This is a genomic window from Adhaeribacter rhizoryzae, from assembly GCF_008629685.1.
GTDB classification, from domain to species: Bacteria; Bacteroidota; Bacteroidia; order Cytophagales; family Hymenobacteraceae; genus Adhaeribacter; species Adhaeribacter rhizoryzae.
In genome coordinates, this window is the sequence record NZ_VWSF01000003.1 from 355,039 (window position 1) to 380,505 (window position 25,467).

At 41.9% G+C, this 25,467-nt stretch carries 24 protein-coding genes; 6 read left to right on the plus strand and 18 right to left on the minus strand.

Annotated features, from left to right (window positions below; all coding sequences use genetic code 11):
* Positions 1–88 precede the first annotated feature (88 nt).
* Positions 89–490 carry a hypothetical protein gene (locus F0145_RS06470; RefSeq protein WP_150087497.1) on the plus strand — a complete coding sequence of 134 codons (402 nt, stop codon included), beginning with the start codon at positions 89–91 and terminating at the stop codon, positions 488–490.
* A gap of 491 nt (positions 491–981) precedes the next feature.
* On the opposite strand, the gene F0145_RS06475 is transcribed toward F0145_RS06470, so the two are convergent.
* Positions 982–1,854 (minus strand): IS3 family transposase, encoded by an 873-nt coding sequence (locus tag F0145_RS06475; protein WP_262719612.1) that lies wholly within the window; start codon positions 1,852–1,854, stop codon positions 982–984.
* A 35-nt stretch (positions 1,855–1,889) separates the two neighbouring features.
* The gene (locus F0145_RS06480) at positions 1,890–2,225 is read right to left on the minus strand and encodes a transposase (RefSeq protein ID WP_137761037.1); all 336 of its coding nucleotides are present in this window, start codon (positions 2,223–2,225) and stop codon (positions 1,890–1,892) included.
* A 364-nt stretch (positions 2,226–2,589) separates the two neighbouring features.
* Between F0145_RS06480 and F0145_RS06485 the strand changes: the two genes are divergently transcribed.
* Positions 2,590–4,533, plus strand: a complete 1,944-nt coding sequence (locus F0145_RS06485) for an adenylate/guanylate cyclase domain-containing protein (RefSeq protein ID WP_150087499.1) — start codon at positions 2,590–2,592, stop codon at positions 4,531–4,533.
* A gap of 224 nt (positions 4,534–4,757) precedes the next feature.
* Positions 4,758–5,444, plus strand: coding sequence for a DUF4386 domain-containing protein (locus F0145_RS06490; RefSeq protein WP_150087500.1), 687 nt, complete (start codon positions 4,758–4,760; stop codon positions 5,442–5,444).
* Positions 5,445–5,752: 308 nt separating this feature from the next.
* On the opposite strand, the gene F0145_RS06495 is transcribed toward F0145_RS06490, so the two are convergent.
* Together F0145_RS06495 and F0145_RS06500 are read right to left on the minus strand one after the other, a co-directional pair.
* Complete coding sequence (locus tag F0145_RS06495) at positions 5,753–6,016, minus strand: hypothetical protein (protein WP_150087501.1); 264 nt, start codon at positions 6,014–6,016, stop codon at positions 5,753–5,755.
* Positions 6,017–6,019: 3 nt separating this feature from the next.
* Positions 6,020–6,913, minus strand: a complete 894-nt coding sequence (locus tag F0145_RS06500) for a serine hydrolase domain-containing protein (protein WP_150087502.1) — start codon at positions 6,911–6,913, stop codon at positions 6,020–6,022.
* Positions 6,914–7,347: 434 nt separating this feature from the next.
* Between F0145_RS06500 and F0145_RS06505 the strand changes: the two genes are divergently transcribed.
* Entirely contained in the window at positions 7,348–8,328 is a 981-nt protein-coding gene (locus tag F0145_RS06505) for an IS110 family RNA-guided transposase (protein WP_150087503.1), read from the plus strand.
* A 145-nt stretch (positions 8,329–8,473) separates the two neighbouring features.
* Here F0145_RS06505 and F0145_RS06510 read toward each other — a convergent pair whose 3' ends face one another.
* The 11 genes from F0145_RS06510 to F0145_RS06560 form a co-directional block, all read right to left on the minus strand.
* Complete coding sequence (locus tag F0145_RS06510; RefSeq protein ID WP_150087504.1) at positions 8,474–8,932, minus strand: JAB domain-containing protein; 459 nt, start codon at positions 8,930–8,932, stop codon at positions 8,474–8,476.
* A gap of 75 nt (positions 8,933–9,007) precedes the next feature.
* Entirely contained in the window at positions 9,008–10,000 is a 993-nt protein-coding gene (locus F0145_RS06515; RefSeq protein WP_150087505.1) for a DUF3871 family protein, read from the minus strand.
* Positions 9,972–10,886, minus strand: coding sequence for an AAA family ATPase (locus F0145_RS06520; RefSeq protein WP_150087506.1), 915 nt, complete (start codon positions 10,884–10,886; stop codon positions 9,972–9,974). Before F0145_RS06520 ends, F0145_RS06515 begins: the two co-directional genes overlap by 29 nt.
* Positions 10,887–11,168: 282 nt before the next feature.
* Positions 11,169–11,501 (minus strand): hypothetical protein, encoded by a 333-nt coding sequence (locus F0145_RS06525; protein WP_150087507.1) that lies wholly within the window; start codon positions 11,499–11,501, stop codon positions 11,169–11,171.
* Between the two features lie 588 nt (positions 11,502–12,089).
* Positions 12,090–13,580, minus strand: a complete 1,491-nt coding sequence (locus F0145_RS06530) for an AAA family ATPase (RefSeq protein ID WP_150087508.1) — start codon at positions 13,578–13,580, stop codon at positions 12,090–12,092.
* An 81-nt stretch (positions 13,581–13,661) separates the two neighbouring features.
* Entirely contained in the window at positions 13,662–14,492 is an 831-nt protein-coding gene (locus tag F0145_RS06535) for a BT4734/BF3469 family protein (RefSeq protein WP_150087509.1), read from the minus strand.
* 532 nt (positions 14,493–15,024) lie between these two features.
* Complete coding sequence (locus tag F0145_RS06540; RefSeq protein WP_150087510.1) at positions 15,025–15,375, minus strand: hypothetical protein; 351 nt, start codon at positions 15,373–15,375, stop codon at positions 15,025–15,027.
* Positions 15,376–15,531: 156 nt separating this feature from the next.
* Positions 15,532–16,053 (minus strand): hypothetical protein, encoded by a 522-nt coding sequence (locus F0145_RS06545; RefSeq protein ID WP_150087511.1) that lies wholly within the window; start codon positions 16,051–16,053, stop codon positions 15,532–15,534.
* 5 nt (positions 16,054–16,058) lie between these two features.
* Positions 16,059–17,285 (minus strand): site-specific integrase, encoded by a 1,227-nt coding sequence (locus tag F0145_RS06550; RefSeq protein ID WP_150087512.1) that lies wholly within the window; start codon positions 17,283–17,285, stop codon positions 16,059–16,061.
* Positions 17,286–17,647: 362 nt separating this feature from the next.
* Positions 17,648–18,562 carry a cysteine synthase A gene (gene cysK / locus F0145_RS06555; protein WP_150087513.1) on the minus strand — a complete coding sequence of 305 codons (915 nt, stop codon included), beginning with the start codon at positions 18,560–18,562 and terminating at the stop codon, positions 17,648–17,650.
* A 357-nt stretch (positions 18,563–18,919) separates the two neighbouring features.
* Positions 18,920–19,753: a serine O-acetyltransferase gene (locus F0145_RS06560; protein ID WP_150087514.1), complete on the minus strand. Its 834-nt coding sequence runs from the start codon at positions 19,751–19,753 to the stop codon at positions 18,920–18,922.
* Between the two features lie 256 nt (positions 19,754–20,009).
* Between F0145_RS06560 and F0145_RS06565 the strand changes: the two genes are divergently transcribed.
* The gene (locus tag F0145_RS06565; RefSeq protein WP_150087515.1) at positions 20,010–20,774 is read left to right on the plus strand and encodes an EcsC family protein; all 765 of its coding nucleotides are present in this window, start codon (positions 20,010–20,012) and stop codon (positions 20,772–20,774) included.
* A gap of 316 nt (positions 20,775–21,090) precedes the next feature.
* Entirely contained in the window at positions 21,091–21,975 is an 885-nt protein-coding gene (locus F0145_RS06570; protein WP_150087516.1) for an SdiA-regulated domain-containing protein, read from the plus strand.
* A 437-nt stretch (positions 21,976–22,412) separates the two neighbouring features.
* On the opposite strand, the gene F0145_RS06575 is transcribed toward F0145_RS06570, so the two are convergent.
* From F0145_RS06575 to F0145_RS26115, 3 genes are all read right to left on the minus strand, one after another.
* Entirely contained in the window at positions 22,413–23,885 is a 1,473-nt protein-coding gene (locus tag F0145_RS06575; protein ID WP_150087517.1) for a M48 family metalloprotease, read from the minus strand.
* A gap of 635 nt (positions 23,886–24,520) precedes the next feature.
* Entirely contained in the window at positions 24,521–25,291 is a 771-nt protein-coding gene (locus tag F0145_RS06580) for a TIGR03915 family putative DNA repair protein (RefSeq protein WP_150087518.1), read from the minus strand.
* A 9-nt stretch (positions 25,292–25,300) separates the two neighbouring features.
* Positions 25,301–25,465 carry a hypothetical protein gene (locus tag F0145_RS26115; RefSeq protein ID WP_190277480.1) on the minus strand — a complete coding sequence of 55 codons (165 nt, stop codon included), beginning with the start codon at positions 25,463–25,465 and terminating at the stop codon, positions 25,301–25,303.
* Positions 25,466–25,467: the final 2 nt, after the last annotated feature.

Below are 25,467 nucleotides of genomic sequence, written 5' to 3' on the forward strand. Positions count from 1 at the left end.
ATTTATGCTATTCCTAACATACCTTATTATGGTAATAGGAACAAATTTTTTACTTCCTTAAAAAAAACTTATTAGTTTATTTAGGGGCATGGTTCTTTTCAATGAAAAACACCTGAAGCTAACTTTAGACCTGAAGGCAGAAATCTTAATAGCAGATTGGATAGGCTCTACCGATGCGGAGGAATTTAAACAAACCAACCGCATTACGCTTCTGGTGCTGAAAACCTTTGGAATTAAGAAGTTCCTCATGGATGCCCGCCAATCAGTAACCCCCTCGCATTTAGCCATGGATTGGGGAAGTGAATTATTTTCTGTGCATTTCAAAGACACTACTTTGCATAAAATAGCCCGGATAGAATCACCTAATTTGCAAAAAGAAGCCAATCTAAAATCCTTAACCCAGCAGTTTGAAAACAGAGATGGTTTGGGATTGGAGCTAAGGTATTTTTATTCCTATGAAGAAGGCTACCAGTGGCTCCTGTTGCCTTAAGCTCTTCTAAGAGACCATTTTGATTTATGCCTCAATCATAACGGGTATTTAAATAAAAATGATGTGTATACTACATCTTCAAGCTTGTATGAATTAGGCAACCTTGAGAACGGTTATATAGATTAGGGTCTTAGTACATGTTTTTATAAAACTACTTTGCTTTGACCAATAAGTAAGAATATGTAAAGTCTCCCCTCCTCATCTCAGTATTCTATAATATAGGATGGTTTTTGAGATGCCCATTTGAGATGGAATTACAGCAAAAAAGCCCTGACAGCCCCAGGTCTTTTTCAGTATCCTTTTTCCGTCGTTTTATGAGACATATTTCACCTCTTATTTTTTGTTGACTCGTCCTGAAAAAAGTTGACAGTTTACATTGTTAATCCTATACCAGGTTGACAGCTGTTTCTTAATCCTGCCAGCCCTTTACACCTTATACCGTCACCCTAGGTAAAGGGTTCTGGCAACGGCAAGCCTTCTTGGCCTGCACCTTACTGCATGGGCACCTCCTTTCCCTTCTTGGCTGTATAATAGTTTTTCCAGTGTCTCTTCAGCTCGCCGGTCCTGCCGTGTGCCTCCACCGGCGTGAGCATGTCCACGCTCGAGTGCGGGCGCTGATAGTTGTAGATGCTCACTGCCGTGGCCACGGCTAGCTGAGCCGCCGCCATGTCAGGGTACACTGTCTCCAGGAGCTCCTGTTTGAGGACACCGTTCACCCGCTCGGCCAGCGCATTCTCCAGTGGGTCGCCGCTCTGGGTCATGGAAATAGCAATGCGCCGATCCTGGAGCAGCCTAACATACCCTTGGCTGCAGTACTGAATACCCCTATCAGAGTGATGGATCAAATAACCTTGCCAGGGACAGTTAGCAAGGGCCATCTCCAGAGCCCGGATGCATCCCATAGCAGAAAGATCTTCATTGAGAAAGAACCCGACGATCTTGCGGCTGTAGGCATCGGTGATTAGACTCAGATAGGCAAAGCCTTCCTCCAGGTGAATGTAGGTAATATCGCTCACCCATAGCTGCCCGGCCGCCTTGGGTACAAAACCCACCGTCAGGTTCTCGTACTTGTGCAGCCAGTGACCTGAGAAAGTAGTCTGGGGCTTAGAGCGCCTTCGTTTCCTGACTAGCAGATCGTGCCCACGCAGGAGTTCAAAAAAAGCGTCTCGGCCTATTTCAATGCCATGATCAGCCATAAAAGAGGACATCATCACCAGCAACTTGCGCGCCCCCAGCCGCTTCTGCGTGCGACGAATTCGTAGTACTTCTTGCACAAGCAAGTCCTCTTGCAGCGCTTGCTGCTGCCTGGTTTTGAGATGCTGGTAGTACGCCTGTCTACTGTAACCAAACAACCGGCAAAGCACTCCAACTACTTGGAAGGGCGTTCTTTGCTCTACTCTCAGGATTGCTTGGTACCAGACTTTTTTAAGATGGGAGTTCCGAGTTCTTCCTCGGCTATAAGGATCGCCTCCTGTAGGGCCTGGTTGTAGAGTCTGGCTTTGCGTAGCTCCGATTGCAGGGTCTCGACATTGGTCGGCAGCTTGTCTGTGGGCAGTTCCCGCAGCAGCCTGGCTCTTCTGATTTTGTGTGGTTTTTTCATGCGCCCTTGGTACTCTTTAACCCAACGGTGCAGGCTACGGTAATCAACTCCACATCTATCGGCCACTTCTCGATAGCTCTGCCCGGAGGTGAGATACTCTGCTACAATACGTTCTCTTAATGCTTTGTCCTTCATTTTCGTTGACTTTTTTGTCAACCTATTTCAGGACTAGACATGTTGTTAAGCGGTGAGCTGCTACTCGAAAGCAATTGATAGAAAATATCAGTTTTGCTTTGAATGTTCCATTTTGAACATAAATTGTTTTAAAATAATATTTTGCTTATATTCATATGACCTATAACTGCCGGGCTTTGCTTTTAGGTTGAAGAATCCAGGTACTCGTCCAAATTATTTTATAGTATCGTGACTATTGGCATGGGATTTCCTAGTGTATACAATGCCTAAATAGAAGTTACTAGTGAAGAACACCCACAAAAGCCGGAAAATCAGATTGCGGAAAATGCCATAGCAACCAACTTTAGCTTTACGAAATATACTTATGCGCCAACTTGCTGCCATAATGTTTTCCGATATGGTTGGTTATACTGCACTTATGCAGCAAAACGAACAATTAGCAAAAGAAAAGCGTCGCAGGCTGAAAGAAGTTTTGGAACATTCTGTTTCGGGTTACCAGGGAAAAATTCTGCAATACTATGGTGATGGTGCTTTAAGTATCTTTAACAGCGCTATTGATAGCGTTCATTGTGCGGTGGCAATACAACAAACATTACTACAGGAACCCAAAGTAGAGCTGCGAATAGGTATCCATACCGGAGATATTTCCATAGAAGAGGAAACGATTTATGGCAATGGCGTTAACCTGGCCTCCAGGGTTGAATCCTTAGCTGTTCCAGGTTCCATATTTATTTCAGAAAAAGTGTTTGATGAAATCAGGAACCAGGAAAACCTTTCCGCTCGTGAAATGGGTTACTTTGAATTTAAAAATGTACTAAAGCCTATCCGCATTTTTGCTATTGATAACAAAGGTCTTATTGTTCCTTCCCGTGATGCCCTGAAAGGAAAAACCAAAGAGCCTACTAATCGCCTGGCGGTGTTGCCTTTTGTAAACCTGAGTGCCGATGCGGAAAATGAATATTTCAGCGACGGTATTACCGAAGAATTACTCAATGCCCTTACGAAAGTAGATGGGCTTCAGGTAACCTCCCGCACCTCAGCCTTTGCTTATAAAGGGAAGAATACCGATATCCGTGAAATTGGCATCCAGCTAAACGTAGACAAAATATTAGAAGGAAGTGTACGGAAAGCGGGAAACCGGGTCCGCATTACAGCGCAGTTAATTAATGCAGCGGACGGCTATCATATCTGGAGTGAGAATTATGACCGAAACCTGACGGATATATTTCAAGTGCAGGATGAGATTAGCAGTATTATCGCCAATAAGCTTCGGGAGAATTTAACGACGAAAGAGCATGAGGAAACACTGGTAAAAGTACCCACTCAAAATCTGGAGGCTTATACGCTTTTTTTGCAAGGCTTACATTTTTATAATAAAATAACGCCCAAGGATGCTATAAAAGCAATAGCCTGTTTTGAAGAAGCAATAGCCCTTGAACCGGATTATGCCCAAGCTTACGCCATGGCCGCAGCTAGTTATGCTTTTCTGGGGGGAACCGGACAAATGCAACCAAAGGAAGCTTTTGAATTGGTGCATACCTACAGCGATAAAGCCTTACAACTGGATAGTTCCTTGGCAGGAGGATATGCGGCTAAGGGTGCGGCTTATTTACTTTACGATTGGAAATGGCAACAGGCCTATGATGCACTGCTAAAAGCGATTGAGCTTAACCCGGCTACCACGGGCGCTCACCAGCTCCTTTCTTTTTATTATATGATTACCGGGCAAAAGCAAGAAGCAGTGGCTATTATGGAAAAAGCCTTGCAGGTAGACCCCTTATCACTGTTAGTTAACAAGTCCCTTATAGATGCTTACAACAATGCGGGAAGAACAAATGAAGCCTCAAAACAAGTGGATTGGTTGTTAGACATGCATCCGCAGTTGCCGGTAGCATTAGAGTTAAAAGGTTGGTGCGCCGGCGTAAAAGGAGATTGGCAGCAGGCAGCCGAAATATTTGAAGAAGTCCACCGCTTAATAAAGCATCCCTTAAAAGGGCTTACCCCATTAGGATGTGCTTATGGTAAATTAGGAGAAGCCGAAAAGGCATTAGCTTGTATTCGAAAGATAGAGCAACGGCAGGCGGAAGAACCGGGAGTTGTTCTGGATGCAGACTTGGCCATGATTTGGTGGTCATTAGGAGAAAAAGACAAAGCTTTTTATCATTTATTCCAATGCGTTGAAAAAAGGATGGGGCCGGTAGCCATTATAATGGAGCATCTATTGTTCAAAGTAGCGGCGGATGACCCCAGGTATCAACAACTAAAAGAGAAGCTGAACCTGGTTGAATATACTCAGTCAATTAACTGAGCTAATAAGAGTTAAGTAAGGGATAAGCGAAATTAGTAATGCCAAAAGGTAAAAGTGAATCTTCTTCCAAAATGGGGTTGAGCATCCACCTTTGTGTTACAAATGACTGAAGAGAGCTCATTTTTCCTGTTTTCATTAATACCATTCTGACCCACATCCCTCCAAAAATTAGTTATTCTTTTTTCATCAAGTAGTTTTAGTTTTAACCAAAAATGAGGTAAAACATGAAAACAGACAAAAGAATTGGCTACTTGCTGATAGTAGGGGCCATTGGTGTTTTTGTGCCTTACTTCATTCTAACCATTACTTTCAATTATCCCGATATACTCCGGCAGGAAAGTGGTTTTATACTTACCGAATTTCACAAAGGCGGATCAGCGCTTATTTTTACCTGGTTGGCCTTTGCCTTATTCGGGTTACCCTTACTGGTAGCTTATTCCTTAATTGGTCAAAAGCTAGAATCCAAAGTGCCGAACCTTCGTTGGATAACCACCATTGGCATTATCTCGGGCGTGGTACAAATAATTGGGCTTTTACGTTGGGTGTTTGTAGTGCCGGTTTTAGCTACTGATTTTGTAAATACAACTAATCCTAGCGCGCAGGAAGCTATTAAAATTTCATTTAAAGTAATCCATCAGTTTGGCGGCGTTCTATTGGGGGAACATTTAGGACAACTCTTTACCGTCATCTGGACTGTTTTTATTTCGTCTGCCTTGCTGAAAATTAAACTTATTCCTGAATGGTTGGCCTGGATGGGCTTTATTTCCTCCTTTATTTATCTTTTGGCTCAAGCAGAGTTATTGGCAACTGTTATTGCTGGCTTTCCCATGATTGATGTTGCTGGCTTATTAGGAAGCACACTTTGGTTGATATGGCTAATTTTGGTAGGTGTGAATTTTATTAAAAACTAACAAATACTGCGACATATGCCAACGAATTTACAATACATTTAAAATAAGTAAGACAGAGATATGCTATTCTTTTAATTTAGGAAAAAGTGCAACAATATCCCTACAAGACCTTTATATATAATGCTGTTGGGCAAATTTAGCCCCTAACAAAGGTTACCGTCCTCCTTCTTTACATAATCCGGTTTATTGGACTATTTGCAACAAATGTCATATACTTTTAGATTTATTAAAAAGCTCTCCCTCTCTCCTATTAAGCCTTGTTGAACTTTCTTTTGAAAAGATGGGGCACAGGAAAAGATAATTTTATTTCAATCCTTTTCTACAAAATAATGAAAGAAGGCTTTGGCAAAATCAGAGGCCAGCAAAGTTTTATTAAGGTTGGAACGAAAGGGATTAAAGAAGCCGAAGCCCGGTACAGGTTGTACCAGGTGGTAAAAGGGCCGGCTTAAGTCCTGGGAATTGGCCAGCACAATAAAGGTAAGTGCTTGCTCGGGAATTCGGATAAACAAAGCCGAATAGCCCGTCCACCAACCCGTATGCCATGCCACCTTTACGCCCTTATAGTTTTTCACGTATCAGCCTAACCCGTATTGAATCTCCTTTCCTTTAGGGGTTACAAATGGTGTAAATACTTTTTCCCAGGTTTGAGGCTGCAAAAATTGTTGCGCATCTAACCCATTGGCGTAAACGGCTAGGTCCGCTACACTGCTCATCAGGCCGGCCGCTGGGCCAAAACCATAGGTATATTGCACGGGAACCAGTTGCTTTTTCTGCCAATCATAAGGCTTTGCTACTATGGTTATAAAGCTGTCCAGCTGGTAGCCGGTTAATTTAAAATTAACACTGTCATCCGTACTGGGAACTGTATTCTGTAAGCCTAGTGGCCGGATGATATTTTGCAGCAGTATTTCCCCAAACGATTGGCCCGCTGCTTTTTCTATCACCAAACCTAACCGGTTATACCAGTCCCTATTGTGGCGGAAGGTATAGCCCGGTTTGAAGGCATTCAGGGAATTAACCATGGCCGTATGCGTCAGCAGGTGCTTTACTTTAATCCGTTCATCACTGCCCCAGCGGGCACCCAGGTTAATATTGTATTTGGCAATAGGGTCATCCAGACTTACTTTGCCCTTTTCTACTTGTTGCATCAGCAAAATAAAACCAAACGTTTTGGTTACCGAAGCAATTTGATAGACCGTATGTTCGTCCGGCACTATTTTTTGTTCTACATCCGCATAGCCAAAGCCTTTCTGCCAAGCTAATTGTTTATCTTTTACAATGCCAACAGATATGCCTGGAATATGATTTCGCACCCGCAAGTTTTCTATTTCTTTCTCAAAGGCAGCTAACCTGGCTTGGGTCCAAACGTTATTATTCGCCAGAACAGGCTTTTTACAGGAATGGCTTTGGCCGTAAATATTGAAAAACGGGAGTAAAAAGAGGATTAAAATAAAGCGCAATTGGTTCATCTTTATTTTGAGAAAAGGTTCCGCTTGGTTAGGCACTTAATGCAGCCTGAAGCGCAATAGAATAGTAAAAGTCAATATAGAAAGAAATGATATAATTTCCTTTTTGCCATAGTATCATTTATTTAAACAGCCCCACTGGAGAGCATTAACGCAGTCCTTTCCTGCTGTTCTATAGAGGCAGCCCATTTAGCTTATAACAGATGTTATCCTATGTTTGCTTTAGATGATTAACTTGTATAAAAGAGAAAAAAGGAAGGAGTAAGATTTAAGCTGTTATTTGGTCTTGAGAACCTGTTTAACATGATAATCCCCTTTCTTTTCTATGGTTACTTTGGACAGTTCCATTAAGCCTAGAGCTTGCATCAGGATAGAGAAAGCTACCATAGTCTGCTCTTTTCAACTTATTTTCTTCCCTTTACTAAACGCTTAAAGTTATGGCCACCTCAGTAAAACAAAAAGTAATAGGTATTGATGTGAGTAAAGATTCCCTGGCTATCTGCCACCTGGCAGAGGAGAAAGTGCAGCACCTGGAGACGGAAAATAACCAGACTGGCTTCAAGCAGTTAATTAAGCAATGTGGCACCGAGAGCTTGTATGTGATGGAAGCCACCGGCATCTATTATCTGCAACTGGCCTATTACCTACATGAGCAAGGAGCGCAAGTAGTAGTGGTGAATCCGGTTATTATCAAGCGCTACATTCAGATGCACTTAGGCAAAGGCAAGAGCGACAAGAAAGATGCGCAGTGGATTAGACGCTATGGCGAGCAGACCCAAGTAGCTTTCTGGCAACCAGAAGAGCAGGTAATCGTGGAATGCCGGCAGCTGGAGCAGGTTATTGAGCAACTCATCAAGCAAAAAACCATGATCATCAACTCCCTGGAAGCACTCGAAAGACAACCAGTCAAGAGTCAGTTGGCAGCCAAAAGCTTGAAACAAACGCTTATGACACTTGAAAAGCAGATAAAGCAATTGGAGGAGCAACTACTTGATAATTTAGAAAAAGCTTTTGCCCAGGAGATAAAACTACTTTCTTCTATTCCGGGTATTGGCAGAAAGACCGCGGGCATGCTGCTTTTATTTGCCGAGGGCTTTCGGAACGTAACTAACTATCGACAGCTAATTGCTAAAGCCGGTTTATCACCCCGGGAGTATACCTCCGGTTCGAGCATCCGAGGGAAGGTGCGCATCACTAAGATGGGCGGCAGCTTAATTCGAAGCAAATTGTTTATGTGCAGCTTCTCGGCTAAGAAATCCAATGCTGCCTGTAAAGCTTTATATGAACGGTTGGTGGCCAAAGGCAAGAACGGGAAAGTGGCTTTAATTGCCGTCTGCAATAAACTCCTCAAACAAGCTTTTGCTATTGTAAAATCATCCATTCCCTACCGCCCCGATTTTGCTAATATTTCGGCCTAAAAAGCTTGACTTTTAACACAGTTCATGTTAAATTTCTAAAAACAAGTACTTCGGGTGCTTACTTGCTAAGGTGGATTAATGTATAGCCAGTTTTGCTGTTAACGTACAGAAAAACGGTAAAAGAGACGAAGTACTACTATTTACATTACATCAAACCCTCATCGGCAAAACTAAAGTAAGTATCATATGGGGTTATGATTACGTGGTCCAGCACTTTGATGCCGAACAGCTCCCCCGCTTCTTTGAGCTGTTTCGTAAGCTGCTTATCTGCTTCTGAAGGCTTTAGTTGTCCCGAGGGATGGTTGTGAGAAATGATGATGCCCGTACTCAGGCCTTTAAGCGCAACCGCCAGAATCAGCCGTATATCGGCCACGGCAGCGGTGATACCGCCGCTAAACCCTTTGTATACACCCAGTACTTTGTTGGCATTGTTCAGGTAGAGCACAATTATCTCTTCCCGAATGGCCAGATAGTCCTGGTCATAGTGTTCCTTCAAAACCTCATAGGCCTTCTCGGCAGAGGTGATGATGGTTTCGTCCGCACCCATTAATTTTGATTTGTATTGCAGCCGTATTTCTCGTACCGTGTTGTTCTTTTTGTTCATGACTTATAATTTAAAAAGCCCACCCCGCTATGCTGCGGGGTGGGCTCGTGAGTTAAGGTTTTACATTAAGTTATCTCAATTCAGAAACCAGCTGGTATTACCGCCATCCAGTGCCTGCTGTACCTGGATGGTGAACTCCAGTGCGTTCACCGACCTATCCAGGAACTGGTCAATGTAAGTAGACTTATTGGCTCCGGTAAACAGGTTGTACAAGCGCCAAAGGTTAATATTCCCGTCCGCTTGCCGGCAGAAGCTGCTATCCTTGTAGTAGTCATGGCACACCGCGTTCAGCTGCTGGTCACCATATAATAGCGATGGAATTTGCTTCTTCTCCTCCCCTGGTAAATAATGATACATCCGGCAGCGGCCTAATAGATGGGCAAACTGCTGTTCGGTAATGGCGTACTCCGATAAGGTCTGCATTTGCCGCAGGTGCCGGTGCTGGTCATAGTTATCTAACAACCGGTAAATACCTGACCTTAGTCCGCCTAAGTCCGTTACTTTTAAGTCCGCCAGGTAACCATCCGTTCTAACACACAGATTGGTGCACACCAGGTTTTGAAAGCCAACGAAAAGCTTAAAGTGCTCCGCGGCTCCTTTCCTGTTGTAAAGGTTATCCTGGTTGTAAGCTTTAACCCCACCTACTAATAAGGTTAAGGTATTCCCATCAATGGTATCCATAATCGTGGGAATTTCCAAGCAGAACATCATGCGTTCGTAGTAGATGGTGCGCTCCCATTCCTGCAGCTGGTTAGCTGGTTTGTCTTTGGCTTCGGGAATCCGGCCCTTGATGGGGTGAGATACCCGTATCTGTGGCGAGAGTATCTCCTCTCCCCGGAACAGCTCCGTTACAATGTCATGGGTAGCGTTGATAAAATCCGCCTGGCTAATCAGGGGTTCATTGTCTTTGACGAACACCGGGATGATGTGGTCTTGCCGGAGTTCCCGGTAGCTCATGCAAGTGGTATTCGCCTCGATAAAAGCACGAGAGCTGGATTGTTGGTCCAGCTCTCTATTTACATACATTTGGGCAGGTTGATTAATCCGGCTGAGGGTTGTTGTTTCCATTTTGATTTAAGGTTTGGTTTAAAAGTTGATTGGTGAGTAAGGAGGATTGAATAATGAACTGTTTCTGCTGCTGGAATAAGTTGAGCAAGGTTTTCTTTTGCTCATTGGTGCAGCGGTGAAAGATTTGGGTCAGCTCGTTCAAACTGGTACACTGGCTTACCTGCTGCTGAATAGCTTCATCTTCCAGGATGGCTATGATAGGCTCTGATTCGGCTGCTTCGGCACTCTGGCACCAGGCTAGTATTTGCTTACCGGTTTCTACCGAAAGCTTTTGCTCGGGTTTGCCCTGAAACAAGCTGGTGCGGTCCTTAGAAGCGACCGCTTGGTTTTTCATGTCCAGGTCAAAAACTAAAGTAAACTCGTAATCCATACCGTCCCGCTGAATAGTTTTGAGGCCTACTTTCTCGGGTACCATTTTGCCGTTCTTATCGGTTAAGACATAGTCCTGCTTGGTGCGGGCGGTGGCAATGACATGACAAGGTGATTGGAGGATGGACTGCACAAACCTGTTGTGCCGGGGGGTGACTTTGCTCCAGTTGGTAAAGCTGTTTCCGGTTAAATTGGCGTGGTAATCGAGTAAGTATTCCCATTCAAAGGAGATGCCATCAATAACAATGACTTCCATGCCAGCATCCTGGCATAGCAATAAAGCTTCAATGTACTTCTCCGGGGAGAACGGCTCTCCTAAGGTGAGCACGTTGTATTCGCCCAGTTGGTTATACAGGGAGGCCGAGCCGTGCTCGGTGTCAATGACAGCTACCCTGGTCCAGTTGGCACATAGCCCGAAAGAGACGAGTAAGGCACTGTAAGTTTTACCGGAACCAGATGGCCCTTGCAGACACAGGCGTATACGGGCCTGCGTTCGTTTTGCTTTTTGTAGTTGCATAAAGAGTTAAATTAAGTTGAGAAAAGAGGATAATCCAATACCAGCTACTGGTACTGTTAAGTGATTAGGTAAAGGCTGAACCGGCTTAATGATTCACTGCTTGCAGGTAGTCAATGACGCGCTAGGCTAGCTTTTCATAGAAAGGCAGCCATAACCTTGGAATAGATAAAGGAAAGTTGAAGGAGATAGAATAAATGACGAACTCTGCGGATGAGCCTGAAATCTCATAACAAGTTGCCTGAAAAAGAGCTTAAAGGTTTGCACCCGTAGGGGTGCAGACCTTTAGAGCTGAACAATATCACCGATGCCCTGCCAGGTGGGAACCTTTAGGGAGCGCGGTACACCATCCTTGGTGTAGTTCACGCAACGGGCATCCGGATTAGCGGTATCTAACGTGCATTTGTACTGGGTGTAAATAATGCCGCTGCCAGCATAAGCCAATGAGCTCAGGTCTTTGGGCGACATCTTCTCAATGTCCGCTTTGTTCCAGGGTTCCGGAGCAGGATACCTCTCGCCTTCCCGGATGCCCAAAGGCAGAATGCCCATTTTACTTTTCACTTCTTTAACTGCCTTGCGTTGTTCTTCGCTTAGGTTTACTTGAATTGCTCTTGCCATAACTTTAGTGTTGGTTAAGTTGAAACTGATTTTAAATTCCGACTTGGGTGGGGGGGTATGGCCAGGTTGGTTGGCCGTCTTGAAAAAATTTATAAATTTTTTTTCTTAGCACCATGGTAGGACTGGATAAAGAATACCCTATGAGCACAGAATTTTCCTGTTCATAGGGTTTAATTATATTACCTTTTTGAGTCGCTTGGATTTCATCCACAAGACCCAACTACGCATTTCTTTTTATATTCGAAAGCATCAGGGTACAGGCGGAAGCTCATTCCCCAGAATAGTTTACAAAAAGGGCTAACTGCACATTTTTATTTATTTCCAGAACCATTAGAATTTCTTGTTAGCCTGAAAAAGGTTAAAAAGGGTGAGTGTCGGACTACTGCCGCGTCGCCTGAGCCAGCATGAACTGTTAACGGTTTTGGTCGGCACACTAGATAAATTCCCGATTCAAAAGGGACTATGATAATGATGGTCTAGTTTAGAGGGTTAGTAGTTTAAAGTAGTTATAAAAAACTACCTCTTGGACTAGTTTAGTGGTTTAGTGGTTTACCTGTATAAATACAGGTAAACCACTAAACCACTAAACTAGACAGGTACTGGTTCAAGTTGGTAAAAGCAGCCCTTCGTTTTTTCCTTGCCCTGCTTGGAGATGTGCCCATTACTCTGGTACCAGGTTATGAATTCTTTGGCTTTATTATCCCCTAGGTTGAGCCTGCATATACGGGATGCGTGTTTAACCTGGGTTAGTAATTCATTATACTTCAAATGAGGATTTTCCCTAAATACCAATTCCAGTAGTTGTTTATGGGTTTCAACAGAAACTTCGCCGGGTTCCTTACTTTTGGCTAAATTCTGGCTGGAATCTGGCGAGGTACTTTTACCGGGTTTAAAAGCTTCATCCTCTTCTGAACTCATTAACTCTTTTGGGTCTGCAGGTACCGGTATTCCATTTTCATCTATCCCAAATGCAAATGGCTGAAAATCCATATCCCGGCACAATACCGGCTCAACAAGTGACACTTCATTTTTCTTGGTAATAGAAAGTACCGTTTCGGCTTTATTCTGCAGTTCGGTACCCAAGTGGCCTCTCGCATTGGTATCACCTTTATTCTGATGCAGAACACTCATAATATGGATGTCGCACTCTTCGGTCCACTTCAAAAATTTATTAGCAATCATAGAGGCCTGCTCTTCGTCATTGATGGAGCTTGTTAAATCCCGCACCCCATCAATGACTACTAAGCCTAGATTTTTGGTTTTATAAATAGCTGTTTCTATTATCTTTAATCTTTCCTTAATATCATACTTCCGTAAGTAAACCACCTGTAAATTTTCAGTTGCAGATTTAGCTGCCATTTTTAAAACTCTTTTCCCAGCTTTCTGCACATCATGCTTACCTTGTTCCGTATCGAAGTACAACACCTTTCTTTTATTAGCCGGCAAGCTTCCTTTAATTAGGCCCAGTACTGGTTCCGAGTTTAAACTTGCTGCTACCACTATGGACAGAAGAAAGGTTTTTCGGCTCTTGGGTTTGCCAATAAGTAGGGAAAAGTTACCTCTGGTACCAATAGTTGATTTAATTTGGCCTTGGACTACTTCGAGGCAGACGGGTGGTGGTGCCAGTTCTTCATTCAGGTCAATTGTTGCATCCTTGAGCAGCTTTAGATAATCTGGTTTAATTTCTTCATTCAGAAAAAATTCGTAATCCCCCTTAGCTGGGGGCTGTCCTACCATTTTTTCTTTTTCTTCCTTAACTTCAGGCTTCATGTTAACCCAGGCATCATCAGTCACCTTAACAAAGCTATCCCAAGTAATTCTTACCGGGTCAAAGTTTCTCAGGCAATCACTAAATTGTGTATCGCTTTTCTCCTGGTTATAAGATGGGTTTAACTTGCTTGCGATATGAAAGATTTCTCGCCCGCTTTCGCCGTAATAGGCCAATGCCATACCTGCCCTATATATCCAATCGGGAAAATGTGGGGTAATAGCAATACCCCTTCGCTCCAGTGTGGTGAATGAGCTCCGAACAAATACCAATTGCTCCTCCTTACTATATAAATGGTTGGCTGCTTTCATAATCGAAGATGGTAATTGTGCTCTTAATTTTTGTCTTTCTGAAAAAGCCAGAAAAACACCTTAATGGTTGGTTGCTATTGCTCATGGTTGAAGGAAAAGAGGATTGATGTATACATTGGGATCATGCGGCAGATAACAGGCCCGGCTTACATGGAAGTACCTTGCATCAATTTTAAAAGGTGGTAGCCCATATATTTTTCTAAAGTAAGTGGCGTAGTGGTAATAAAATACTTTTTGGGAAAAGGAATGGATGTCCATTTCAAACAGCACCCTTAACCCATCACCCTCTGGACTAATAAAGCTCATTACCGTAATGGGTAAGGCATTAAGACTAGTTCTTATATCATCCCGACGCTGGCCAAGCTGGTCAAAGTCAATACAAATTAAGTCTGAGTGTTTAACCAGGTTTTGGTCGTGCCGTTTGGAGAAGGTTCCGGAGAAGGTTCCATAGCAGAGATTCTCTTTTTTGTATTGGATTCTTTCCTTTTCATCCGTTATTGCTCTTAGGGCAGTTGTTACCGCTACGAATTTCTCACCTTTTATCATTTCCGCAAATTGCGCCAGGTTCAAGTCTTCCTGCTGACCTAGCCTGATACTAGAAGGATGATACAAAGTGCATTCCTTTTCAAATACTGATGGCCAGGGTTCCACGGGAGCGTTTTTCCCAGTTAAATAATTTCTATAGCTGGTTAAAAGTGGATACCGGTGAACCGACCATTCTTTCCATTTACTGTGCTGGTGGGATACGCGCAGATACTGGTTTGCTAAATCAAGAGCCTGCTCCTCTCCAATTTTTGCGATTAAGTCATTTAATTTGAAAAGGCAATGTCTCTCGGCTTCCAAATGATAGTTTGTACTATTCGAATTGGATGTAAAATTTGAATCTTGAAATGTATTATTTTTAATAGACATGTTTTCCAGCCATTTGCTGTAAAATGATTGTTTTAGCTTTATTTAATGTAACAAGATTTAATTTTAACCAATCACCCTAGCCTTTGGGATATATACCTTTGCTCCTACATGAAATAGAAGAAATCTCCGCAACTGCCGTTGCAGGCATAAAATCCAGTGAGCACTTGTAAATTGAAAGACCTAATCAGCAGGTCCGCTGTGGTTCAGGTATTATGCTAGGGTGCAACGGTTGAACAGAGAAATATTCCTATTCAATTGAGTATACATTTATCCAAATAACTACCTGATTTAGTATAGAAGGTCTATTTTTAGGTTAAGGTTAAGGCTTACAAAACAGACATAGGGGATCTAAACATGGTCTTAAACGCCTTTTTCTGATAAGCTGCTATAAGTAGTTCTATTGAAAAATTACTGAACCTTTAATATTTTTCCGACCTATATGGAACAAGGTGAGGCAAGGAAGGCTGACATGAAAAAGGTGTATTCCTCTTCTTTGACTTCATTAAATAAAATCTCTGGAGAGTTATTATGCTTAAACATTTTTAGCTCCTTTCTTTTTCCTGGCAGACCTAGCTAATGCTAATTCAATAAGGCTAGTTTCGTTTTTGTCAATTGTTTTAGATTCAATCCAATCAAGCAATTGAAGGCGGGAAAATATGAGTTTTCTACCAAAGGTTTTAAAAGGTACTTGTTTTAAAGATGTGCTTTTATAAAATTGGGATCTACTTAATGGGAATCCTTGTTCGTTTACAAATTTCAAAGCTTCCTTAAAATCAAGATGGTCTGGTCGAGGGGGTTTGGCTGGCCTGAAGTCTTGTAATCGGCTGATTTCTTCCCTAATCAACCGAGATAATTGTTCAGCTGAAGTTACTATAATTTCCATAATCTACTTTGTTAATTTTTTACAAAGGTCAGAATGGAACATGTGGGAAATCTTGTGGGTTGCTGAAAAATTACAAAATATAAGATATTGATTTCAAGGGTGTTGATACAAAAAAACAAAATAGTTTGTGGGTAGTATGTGGGTTTACTTTCTATTTTATTTCAAAAGTTTATCTATCTTAGCCATTAACTTTTTATGTTTAGAATTGGAGGAATTTATTCGATTAGGTATTATATTATCAAAGTTACTGGCTGCTCCACCTCCACGCTCCAATAAGGGTTTAATGGATTTTTCTTGTGTTCTATCTGTCTGTGAAACATTATACATTTTCCATAGTAATGCACAAAAATCGTTGATTTTTCCTTTTAAAATTTCATATGAAATTTCATCACTATTATTCATGTCAAATAAGGTACAAAAGTTTGGAAATGCAATACACTTCCATAGCTTGCCATCAAACTCTTGGTAGATTTTTATTAAAGTTGGTAATGGTAATAAATAGTCCGGCTCTGTCAGATTTGGGATTTTTTTATTTCCATATAAGCCATTCTCCTCCGTGGCATCATATTCACCATAAACCTTGTAGATTGTAGATTTACATTCTTTCTCAACAAAGGAGATATTCCGTAAGCGTTTATAAATACGTGTATATTTTCTTAAATTATTTAATTCTTGCATTAGTTTTAAAAGTTAATTAATAAGGCTGCATTTTTCATCCGTTCTTCCTGCTCAAAAGATGCAAGGTAGTTTTCAGTTGTTTTAAGGTCATTATGGCCTAGGCTCTCTGATATAAAGGCTATTTTAGCACCTGATCGTTTTAATACACTGGCGTAACTATGACGTGCCGTGTAGGTACTAATGTTGCCAATTCCTAGGCGCTCTCCTAACCATTTCATTTTGTCATTAATAAGATGGGTAATATTTTTTATAACCCTTCTTTCGTCTAATGGTGTTTCATTACCTTTCAGAAATGGAAAAATAAAGTTCTCTGGTGCTTGTGTCTGATTTCCCCACCTTTTAATAATAACCTGCATTTCAAAGGTTAAAGTAGCTTGGATTAATTTTTTCTTTTTAGCCTTGGCTAAAGTCTTTTGTCGGTAAAAACATACTTCGCCATTCTGGATATTAGAAAATCTAAGCTTACAAATATCTGTTATGTTCGCACCGTTGCAGAGGTAAGAGAAAAACCACAAATCCCGGCACATAGCCAAACTGTCAGTTTCGCAGGTGTAATTGAAAATCAGGGAGATTTGATTAATGGTTAGTGCTATGTTCCGGCCTTCGTGTTGCGGTATCTCATATTTACCTTTTCCAAATGGGTGACTGGATGCTTTTACAAGTCCAGAAGCTTTACCTTCATTTATTATTACTTGTAAAGCCCGCATGTACATAGAAATGGTGGTATAGCTTTTACCTTCTGTTAATAAGTGCTGCTCGTATTTTTTAAGCCAATCTACAGTAACCCGTGTAAATTCAATGTTGTTGCCGGCAAAAAGTTCAATACTTCGCAAGGTGTATTTATACCAATCCGATGTACTTACTTTACCTTTTTCGCTCAAATCTTCAACTCTGGCCCTGAAGGTAATGTTGATCGTATTACCTGTAGCTTTACCTAGCCATACATTTAAAGTATCGAGAGAGAAATTGTCATTTTTAAGCAGTTCTTTTATAATCTCCTTTATTCTTTCTACCATGATTTGCACAAAGCTTTTTATTTCAGTAAAAGCTTTACTTTTTGCATCTGGTAGCTTTTTCCAACCCTCTTTCGATATATATTTTCCAGTAGGATAATACCTCGAATCTCTTTTAAAAGTAACGCGAATTCTTATTGGATATAAGCCGTCCCCATTGGCTCGGCGTCCATCTATTCCCGCAGATAAGGTTACACCTCCTTCTGAAAAATTAAGCATAATATTATCCTGTATTTTTAGAGCAGTATTGTTCGCAATCAATTCGCAAACAAAAGTATAAAATAATAGTGAATAAAAGAAACAAGATAAAAAGAAAAAACAGCCTTAAAAGGGTTTAAAGGCTCATTTATAGATGAGCTGAAAAAGATAACAAATTAATAAAATATAAATATTTTGCATGGCATGCAAGAGGTCATCGGTTCGACTCCGATATTCTCCACTTAAAAAAAGCACTTATGAGGTAAAACTTGTAAGTGCTTTTTTGTTGGGTTACCTAGTAGAATATTCGTTCTTAACGTTCATCCAGCATAATATTAAAGTAAAAAGAAAAAAGCACCAGTTACTCCAGTGCCTTTATACTTTTAAACAAATAATCCTTCTACCGATAAATATCGTTCGCCGGTATCGTAACAAAACGTAAGCACCCGCGAACCACTTGGCATATCGGGTATTTTTTTGGAAACAGCGGCCAACGAAGCCCCCGAAGAAATACCCAAGAAAATACCTTCCTCGCGCGCAGCCCGACGGGTAAATTCAAAAGCTTCCTGGTGCGATACCTGAATGGTGCCGGTTAATACCGACGTATCCAGAATGGCCGGAATAAAACCGGCACCGATGCCCTGAAGCGGATGCGGTCCGGGCGCACCACCACTAATAACCGGCGACAAAGCTGGTTCTACGGCAAAAGTTTTCAGTTCAGGAAATTTTTCTTTCAATACGCGGGTAACAGCCGTAATGTGGCCGCCAGTACCTACACCGGTAATATGGTAATCAAAGCCTTCCGGAAAATCTTCTAATATTTCGCGGGCCGTGGTTTCTACGTGAATACGGGTATTGGCTTCGTTCTCAAACTGCATCGGCATCCAGGTATTCGGCAATTCCTGTAATAACTCATTGGCCCGGTCGATAGAACCCCGCATGCCTTTTTCGCGGGGAGTAAGCTCCAGGTTAGCGCCATAAGCAATCATCAGGCGCCGGCGCTCCAGCGACATGGATTCGGGCATAACTAATATTAATTTATAGCCTTTTACTGCTGCTACCATTGCCAGACCCACCCCGGTATTACCCGAAGTAGGCTCAATAATTACACTCTCGGGATTCAGCAAACCTTTGGCTTCCGCATCTTCAATCATTGATAAGGCAATCCGGTCTTTAATACTGCCACCCGGGTTTGCCCGCTCCAGTTTAGCCCAAACTTCTATGTTTTCCGGAAATAACTTATTAATGCGTACTATAGGCGTTTTACCAATGGTTTCTAAAATATTATTATATCTCATTTTTAGTGATTAGTTGTAAGGAATAGTAGTTAGTAGTTAGTAGTTAGTTATTAGGAATTAGAATTTAATGCTTTTAGCGGTTTTTCCCTCAGTTAGTCGGTCGCTTGGTTGGCAGCAATAGCATAATGGCTTCAACAGCAATAAATTAAACAGGTATTGTCCGGATGCCAATTTATAATTGATAATACATTAGCCCCTAAGTTCCTACCAATATCCAAGCAACTATTTACCATATGTTGTTTTTACGTTTAGATTTCTCCTACTATTACTCAAAATCGCCAAAACGCACCAGCCCAAAATACGAAAGACTAACTACTAATAGCTAATAACTATTCACTAACCACTATTCACTTAAACCTAAATACTAAATACAATACTATCTTCAGGATCTTCGCTGCGACTTACCCGAATTTGGGCTTTGTGGTATAGCCGCGAATAAGGCGGCACACTTTCGGTTAGCCACACATTACCACCAATAATGCTGTTGCTGCCTACTACGGTATTGCCGCCCAAAATAGTAGCGCCGGCGTAAATAACTACATAATCTTCGATGGTAGGGTGCCGTTTAATCCGGGCCATTTCCTTGGCCACGCTCATAGCGCCTAAGGTTACGCCCTGGTATATTTTAACGTGGTTTCCAATTACGGTAGTCTCCCCAATTACAATGCCGGTACCGTGATCGATGCAGAAATAAGACCCGATTTTAGCACCCGGATGAATATCTATACCGGTTTTGGTATGGGCTGCTTCGGAGAGGATACGTGGCAATAATGGTACCTGAAGTTGGTGCAAAGCATGAGCCAGCCTATGAATGGCAATGGCCAGGAAACCAGGATACGTGCGAATTACTTCGTCTATGTTTTGTGCGGCCGGATCTTCGCTGGCAATAGCCTCGGCGTCTTTTAACAGCAAATCGTAAATAAAGGGCAGTTGGGTAATAAAATTTTTGGCCAGTAAGGCCGGCACCAAATGTTGGGGCAAAGGCATGCCCGTTAATATTTTTATTAAATCCTGCTCCAATAAATCCAGGTGCAGTAAAATATCTTTTTCCGAATTAAACTTTTGCTCGGCCAATTCCGGAAACAGCAACTGCAAGGTATTATCCATAAACTGGCAAATAGCCGACCGGGGCACAGACGAACTGGCCTGCGCATGAGCGGCAAATAATTGCTGGGCAAATTGTTTTTTCATGTAAGAATTTACGTCTTAGAATTGAACCAGGTAAATTTCTGATTAAAAAATTTATTTATTGTTAAAAATATTAATTCTTAATTCTCTTCTACTGGTGCTGGCATTTTGTAAAGCCTAAAGGATAATAAGCTTTAATAATTCGTATTTAACATATTAATTTAAATAATGTAAATATTTTTTAAAATCTAAAGGCACGTATTTTAAGTATATTAGATTTAAAATAATAGCCAGGAAAACTTTAACCTACTTTAACTTAATGGATGCAGCCTACGAAGCAAATGCCTTATTTGAATTAGCCAACTGGCAAAAGAAAATGCTGAAGCCTCCTTCTTTGCTTAACCACGTAACCCGTAAAATGCAGGTTAAAATAAATAACCTGATTCCGGAAAAAATACACCAGGCAGTTACCGCCACCATAAAGCAAATGATTCGGGCTACTTTGTTTGGCGCTAAGTTAACCACCCTTAAAACGGTGCCTTACCAAAGCTTAAGAATAAAGGAGGCAGTAGCTTTAGACCGCATAGCCTTTTATAAAAAGTTAGCCGCCGCCGAAGGTGGCGTTACGGGTGCAGGAGGCATATTATTGGGTTTAGCCGATTTTCCGTTGTTGCTGGGTTTAAAATTAAAATTATTGTTTGATATAGCTGCTATTTACGGCTATCCGGCAGATGATTACCGCGAACGGGTTTACCTGTTGCACATTTTTCAGTTGGCGTTTAGCAGTCAGGAACACCGCCGCCAGGTATATTTGCAAATGGTAAACTGGACTGAAAAAAGCAAAACCTTACCCGACGATATTCACCAGTTTAACTGGCGCTCTTTTCAGCAGGAATACCGCGACTACATTGATTTAGCTAAAATGGCCCAACTAATTCCCGTAATCGGCGCGCCCGTAGGCGCGGTGGTAAATTACAGGCTATTGCAAAAATTAGGGATAACGGCCATGAATGCTTACCGCCTGCGCTGGCACGAAGAAAAAATAGCCTCCGGAACCGCACCCACGCTTTTGCCCCCGCTGTAAGCTATGCTCAACTGCTAAATCCAATATTTAACCTGACTTGCTATATTTTGCCTAATCTGCCCAAAGTACCGCAACCGGTTACAAACTTAAACCTATCTGTTAAGAATCAGTAAACAGGTTTATTGCATTTACAACGGCAGTTGGTTTAGCCCATAACGAATAAGTAAAATATTCAGGTATTTGCTATAATAGGCGCAACAAGCATTATAGCTTTTGTCTATAGCAAAATTTAAAACGTACAGTTAGCCTGTTTTAAATGCTGCTATTTTGCTAATTCTGGTAAAAACAACTGCAAAAAATTAACTTAAATTTTTAAATGAAAAAGCTACAAACACTTTGGGTAACAATGGCTTTGGTAACGGGCTTGTGTGCCTGTGATGCATCGCAGGCAGATAAGCCGGGTAAAAAAAATAAAAAAGATAAAAAGGAAAAGAGCCAGGATGCTGCCAGCAGCAACGTAAAAGTTTTAGACAAATGGGATCTGCCTAATATTTTGCAGGAAGTATCGGGCATTGCTTATATAGATGAAAACCGCTTTGCCTGCGTGCAGGATGAATCGGGTGTAATATTTATTTATAATACCAACACCAATAAAATTGAATCTGATATTTCTTTTGGTGCTACCGGCGATTACGAAGGCATTGCCCTGGCAGATAAGATTGCGTATGTGGTGCGCAGCGACGGCAAAATATTTGAAGTTAATGATATTACCACTAAATCGCCGCAAGTTAAAGAGTACGCCACGGCTTTAACAGCCAAAAACGATGTAGAAGGAATAACCTACGATAAAAAACAGAACCGTTTGCTGGTAGCTATTAAAGGCAACGAAACAAACAATGCTACTTTTAAAGGCATTTATGCTTTCGACCTGAAATCGAAAAAGTTAAGCAATAACCCGGTAATCAAAATAGATTTAAACGATTCCGTTTTTGCCAATGCTAAAGCTAAAAAACTAAGGTCGCGCATTCAGCCCTCCGAAATTGCCGTACATCCGGAATCTGGCGATATCTACGTACTGGAAGGATCCAACCCGCAGCTCCTGATACTCGATTCCGGTGGCGCTATTAAGAACCGTTATAAGATTAAGGGGCCTGATTTTCCGCAACCCGAAGGTATGAGCTTTAGTCCGGGGGGTGAACTTTTTATTTCAAACGAAGGGAAAAAAGCGAGTGGCAATATTCTTAAAGTTGAAATAAACTAAACACTTCTTAACCGTATTTACACGGCATTAATCTAAAAACAGGTAATTTATTGCTTTACTTAAAGTAATAAATTACCTGTTTCATTTTAATACTATTATCAAATTGAAAATGCGCCTTAGTTTCTTTTCCAATATTTTCTAAAGCATACCCACTCAACCCGGTCATTCTGAAAGAATCTTATCGGTCACCTACTAATAAGATTCTTTCAGAATGACCGCTATGAGAGATAAAGCCTTTGCTTAATTCAAAAGCGCAGTATTCATTTGATAATCGTATAAGAATGTAGTTCATGCAGTAGCGGTAATAAATTTAAAGCTTGGTTCATACATCCAGCGCAAACTTAAAACCTTTGCAATCAACAAAAGCGCCTGAGAGATAACTTTCAGGCGATTTTGTTAAACCCGATTGCTAAAATTTAATTACACCGCAGCAATTATTAATGCTCAATTACTTTAATAAGCATTCCTTTTTCTACCCGGTCGGTTAATTCCATTCCGTTCAAAATGGCTAAATCCTGCATATCGGCGCTTCTGGCTTTGTAAGTGCTTAGCGCCTGCGACAAGGTTCCGCTTTGGTTTACCGGTTTAATCCGAATACGGGCGGGTTGCCGGTTTAATTTCTCAGAATCGGTCAGTTGCCGGAAATTTTGCATAGAACTGGCAAACACATTACCGTAACTATTAAAATTCTGAGCTGTGGATATTCCCATTAAATTATAAATATTACCTCCGTATTGAATTAAATAAATCAGCGCCCGGATTGCTGGAGATTGCTGCTGCTGTTGTTGCTGCTGCTGTTGTTGCTGGGCTTGTTGTTCAGCAACCAGCGCAAAAGCCGGCAAACCATTTACACTTACTTCTTTAGATTCCAATACAGTTAACTGGTAATTTTGCACCAGTTGCTGAGCCGCAGTTTGCAGCGAAGTGCCTTGGGCCAAGGTAAGCATCATCATGGCCTGACCGTCTTTAGGGGCCATTTGTACCTGCTGCGGCGTATTTTGCACGGCCCAACCAGTTGGTACCGGAAACTGAAACTTCATTACCGGATGATAAAATACATTATTCTCAACAAAGCCCTGTTTGGGGTCTTCTCCGTAAATAATGCCATCAATCATGCGCAGGTAAGAGTCGCGGTTCACTTTTAAATTGGTAGCATTTAATTTCTGCTTCATATCGGCCGCCAACTTAGATACGGTTTCGAAACGTTCGCCGGGCGAAGGGTGCGTAGACATAAAATTTGGAATTTCGGCAGCGCCGCTTTTCTCACCCTCCCGCTCCAGCGTATGAAAAAAGCCGGCCATTTCCTGGGCATCGTACCCAATTTTCGTAGAATATTCCACGCCTAATCTATCTGATTCGCGTTCATCGTCGCGACCAAATTTAAGAAAAAGCATACCTAAGCCTTGCTGCGCCGCTTCGGCAAATTGCCCAAACTGCGGCGATACCACCATACCGGCAATTAAGCCCACCTGGGCCAGCATAGATTTACTTTGCTGCTGCGCCGAATGGCGAGCCGTAATATGACCAATTTCGTGCCCCAATACCCCGGCAAATTCGGCCTCGTTGTTAAAGTGAGCCATAATACCGCGGGTAAAATATACATAGCCTCCCGGCACCGCAAAAGCATTAATTACCGGCGAATCCACAATCTTAAATTCATATGGCAAATCGGGCCGATGCGAAACAGCCGCCATAGCTTTCCCTTTTTGGTTAATAAAACTTTGCAGTTTTGCATCGTTATAAAGCCCTAAAGAAGCTACAATCTGGGGGTCCGATTCTTTACCCATGGCTAGTTCCTGGCCTTCCGATACCAGCATAATATCTCTTTTACCGGTAACCGGGTTGGTAGCGCAGGAATTTGTCAGTAATAGCACTACCGCTAAATAAGACGTAATTACATATTTTTTCATAGTTTAAAGTAGTTAAGCCAATCTCTTCTCAAGAGCCTCTTAAAAATTATATATCTCAAAAATGTTATATACTACTAGCAACGAGAATATTTTAGAATGGTTACTACCCGGAGATGGGGAACTTTGCGGATATTACGTACAAGCCACGGCAGGCCATTTTTTACTTAACCTGCTTAATAAAAATTATTTTTTAGGCAGATTTCCTTACCGGCCTTAAAAACCTGGAAATATTTGGCGCTTACTATAACCTTAGCCTTGCGTTAGCTGTCAGAATAAAATAATACCAGCTAGTATGAAGGTTCTTCCATAGTTGATAAAAGAAATCTCCCTATCAGCTGTCATTCCGCAGGAATCTTCTGCTTAGAAGGTGTTACAGGTAAATGCCAGACTAGGTTTATTAACTGTTTACCCAACTTATGCAGAAGATTCTTTTGGAATTCTTCGAATTCTATAGAATGACTGGGTGTGGAGAAAAGCTGTTTGCTGGGCTGCTATGGAACACAATATTTACTTCTTGGTAATATTTACTGCGCGCAATTGTTGAACCCCGTATCAGCGTACGCCTGAAAAATAAAGCGCATACGCTACACGGCGTTCCCTTTAACGTTGAATATTTATAAAACAGCAATTTACCGCTACCGGCTTGGCTGCTTTTCGGTGAGGTATTTCCAGTAGCGAAGCGGAATATGGCGGAGGTGCAGTTTACGGTTTTTGCGCTCCGGAATAGTGGCGTGGCGATAATATGTTTGCCACAGCTCCTGATACAATAATTCTTGTTGCGCCAGAATATCGGCGGGTAAATTGCCGCTACGGTCGGTTACTTCTTTTTCCAGGTTAACCTGGCTTACTTTTTCCAGGTCGTAGTACAGGCCGTAATGGCGCTTGGTGTCGTAAATAAGCCAGCGCTGATCGGCGTAGCGTTTTTCGAAATGCTTGGAAATAATAGGCAGAACATTAAAATCCGGCGCAACGGTAGCGTAATACAAATCGTCGGCGGTTTTCTGAAACCGGATAAAGGCTTCCATGCGGTGGCTCTCCCGGAACACTTGTTTATTCAAGTGCGCCAATTCCCGGACACAATCAGCCGCAAAATTATCTTCGATGCTGATGGTGCTGGCAAACGCCAGTTGAGCATACTGGTAAATCAGCATTCCGATTTGCGGCTGCTCCGATAAAAAAGCTTTATACAAGTGGGTTTGGGCCGTAGCCGATATTTTTTTACCCAAACCTTGCCAAACCCTATCGGCTTTAACCTCATTGGTTACAACCAGAATAGTTTGGGTAAAAAGCCCGGGCAACTCCGCCGTAGCATGTACAATTTGGGCGGGTGCCGCCTTGCGTTCGTAAATCTCGAAAATAACGGTAAGTAAGCCCTCAAATGTGCCATCGTAAAGGTAATTAACCACCTACAGCTTTTAAAGACAACGTTTGTATACAGCGCTGTTATAATTATGAGCGGCTTCAAGGTCTTGAACCGGTATAGCAGTTTTCTTAGCCGATAAGCTTTTCAGGTGCGGAATTAACACACTCAGTTTGCAATAGCACGACATAGGGGCCAGTTTGTGATTAGCTTTCATCATGG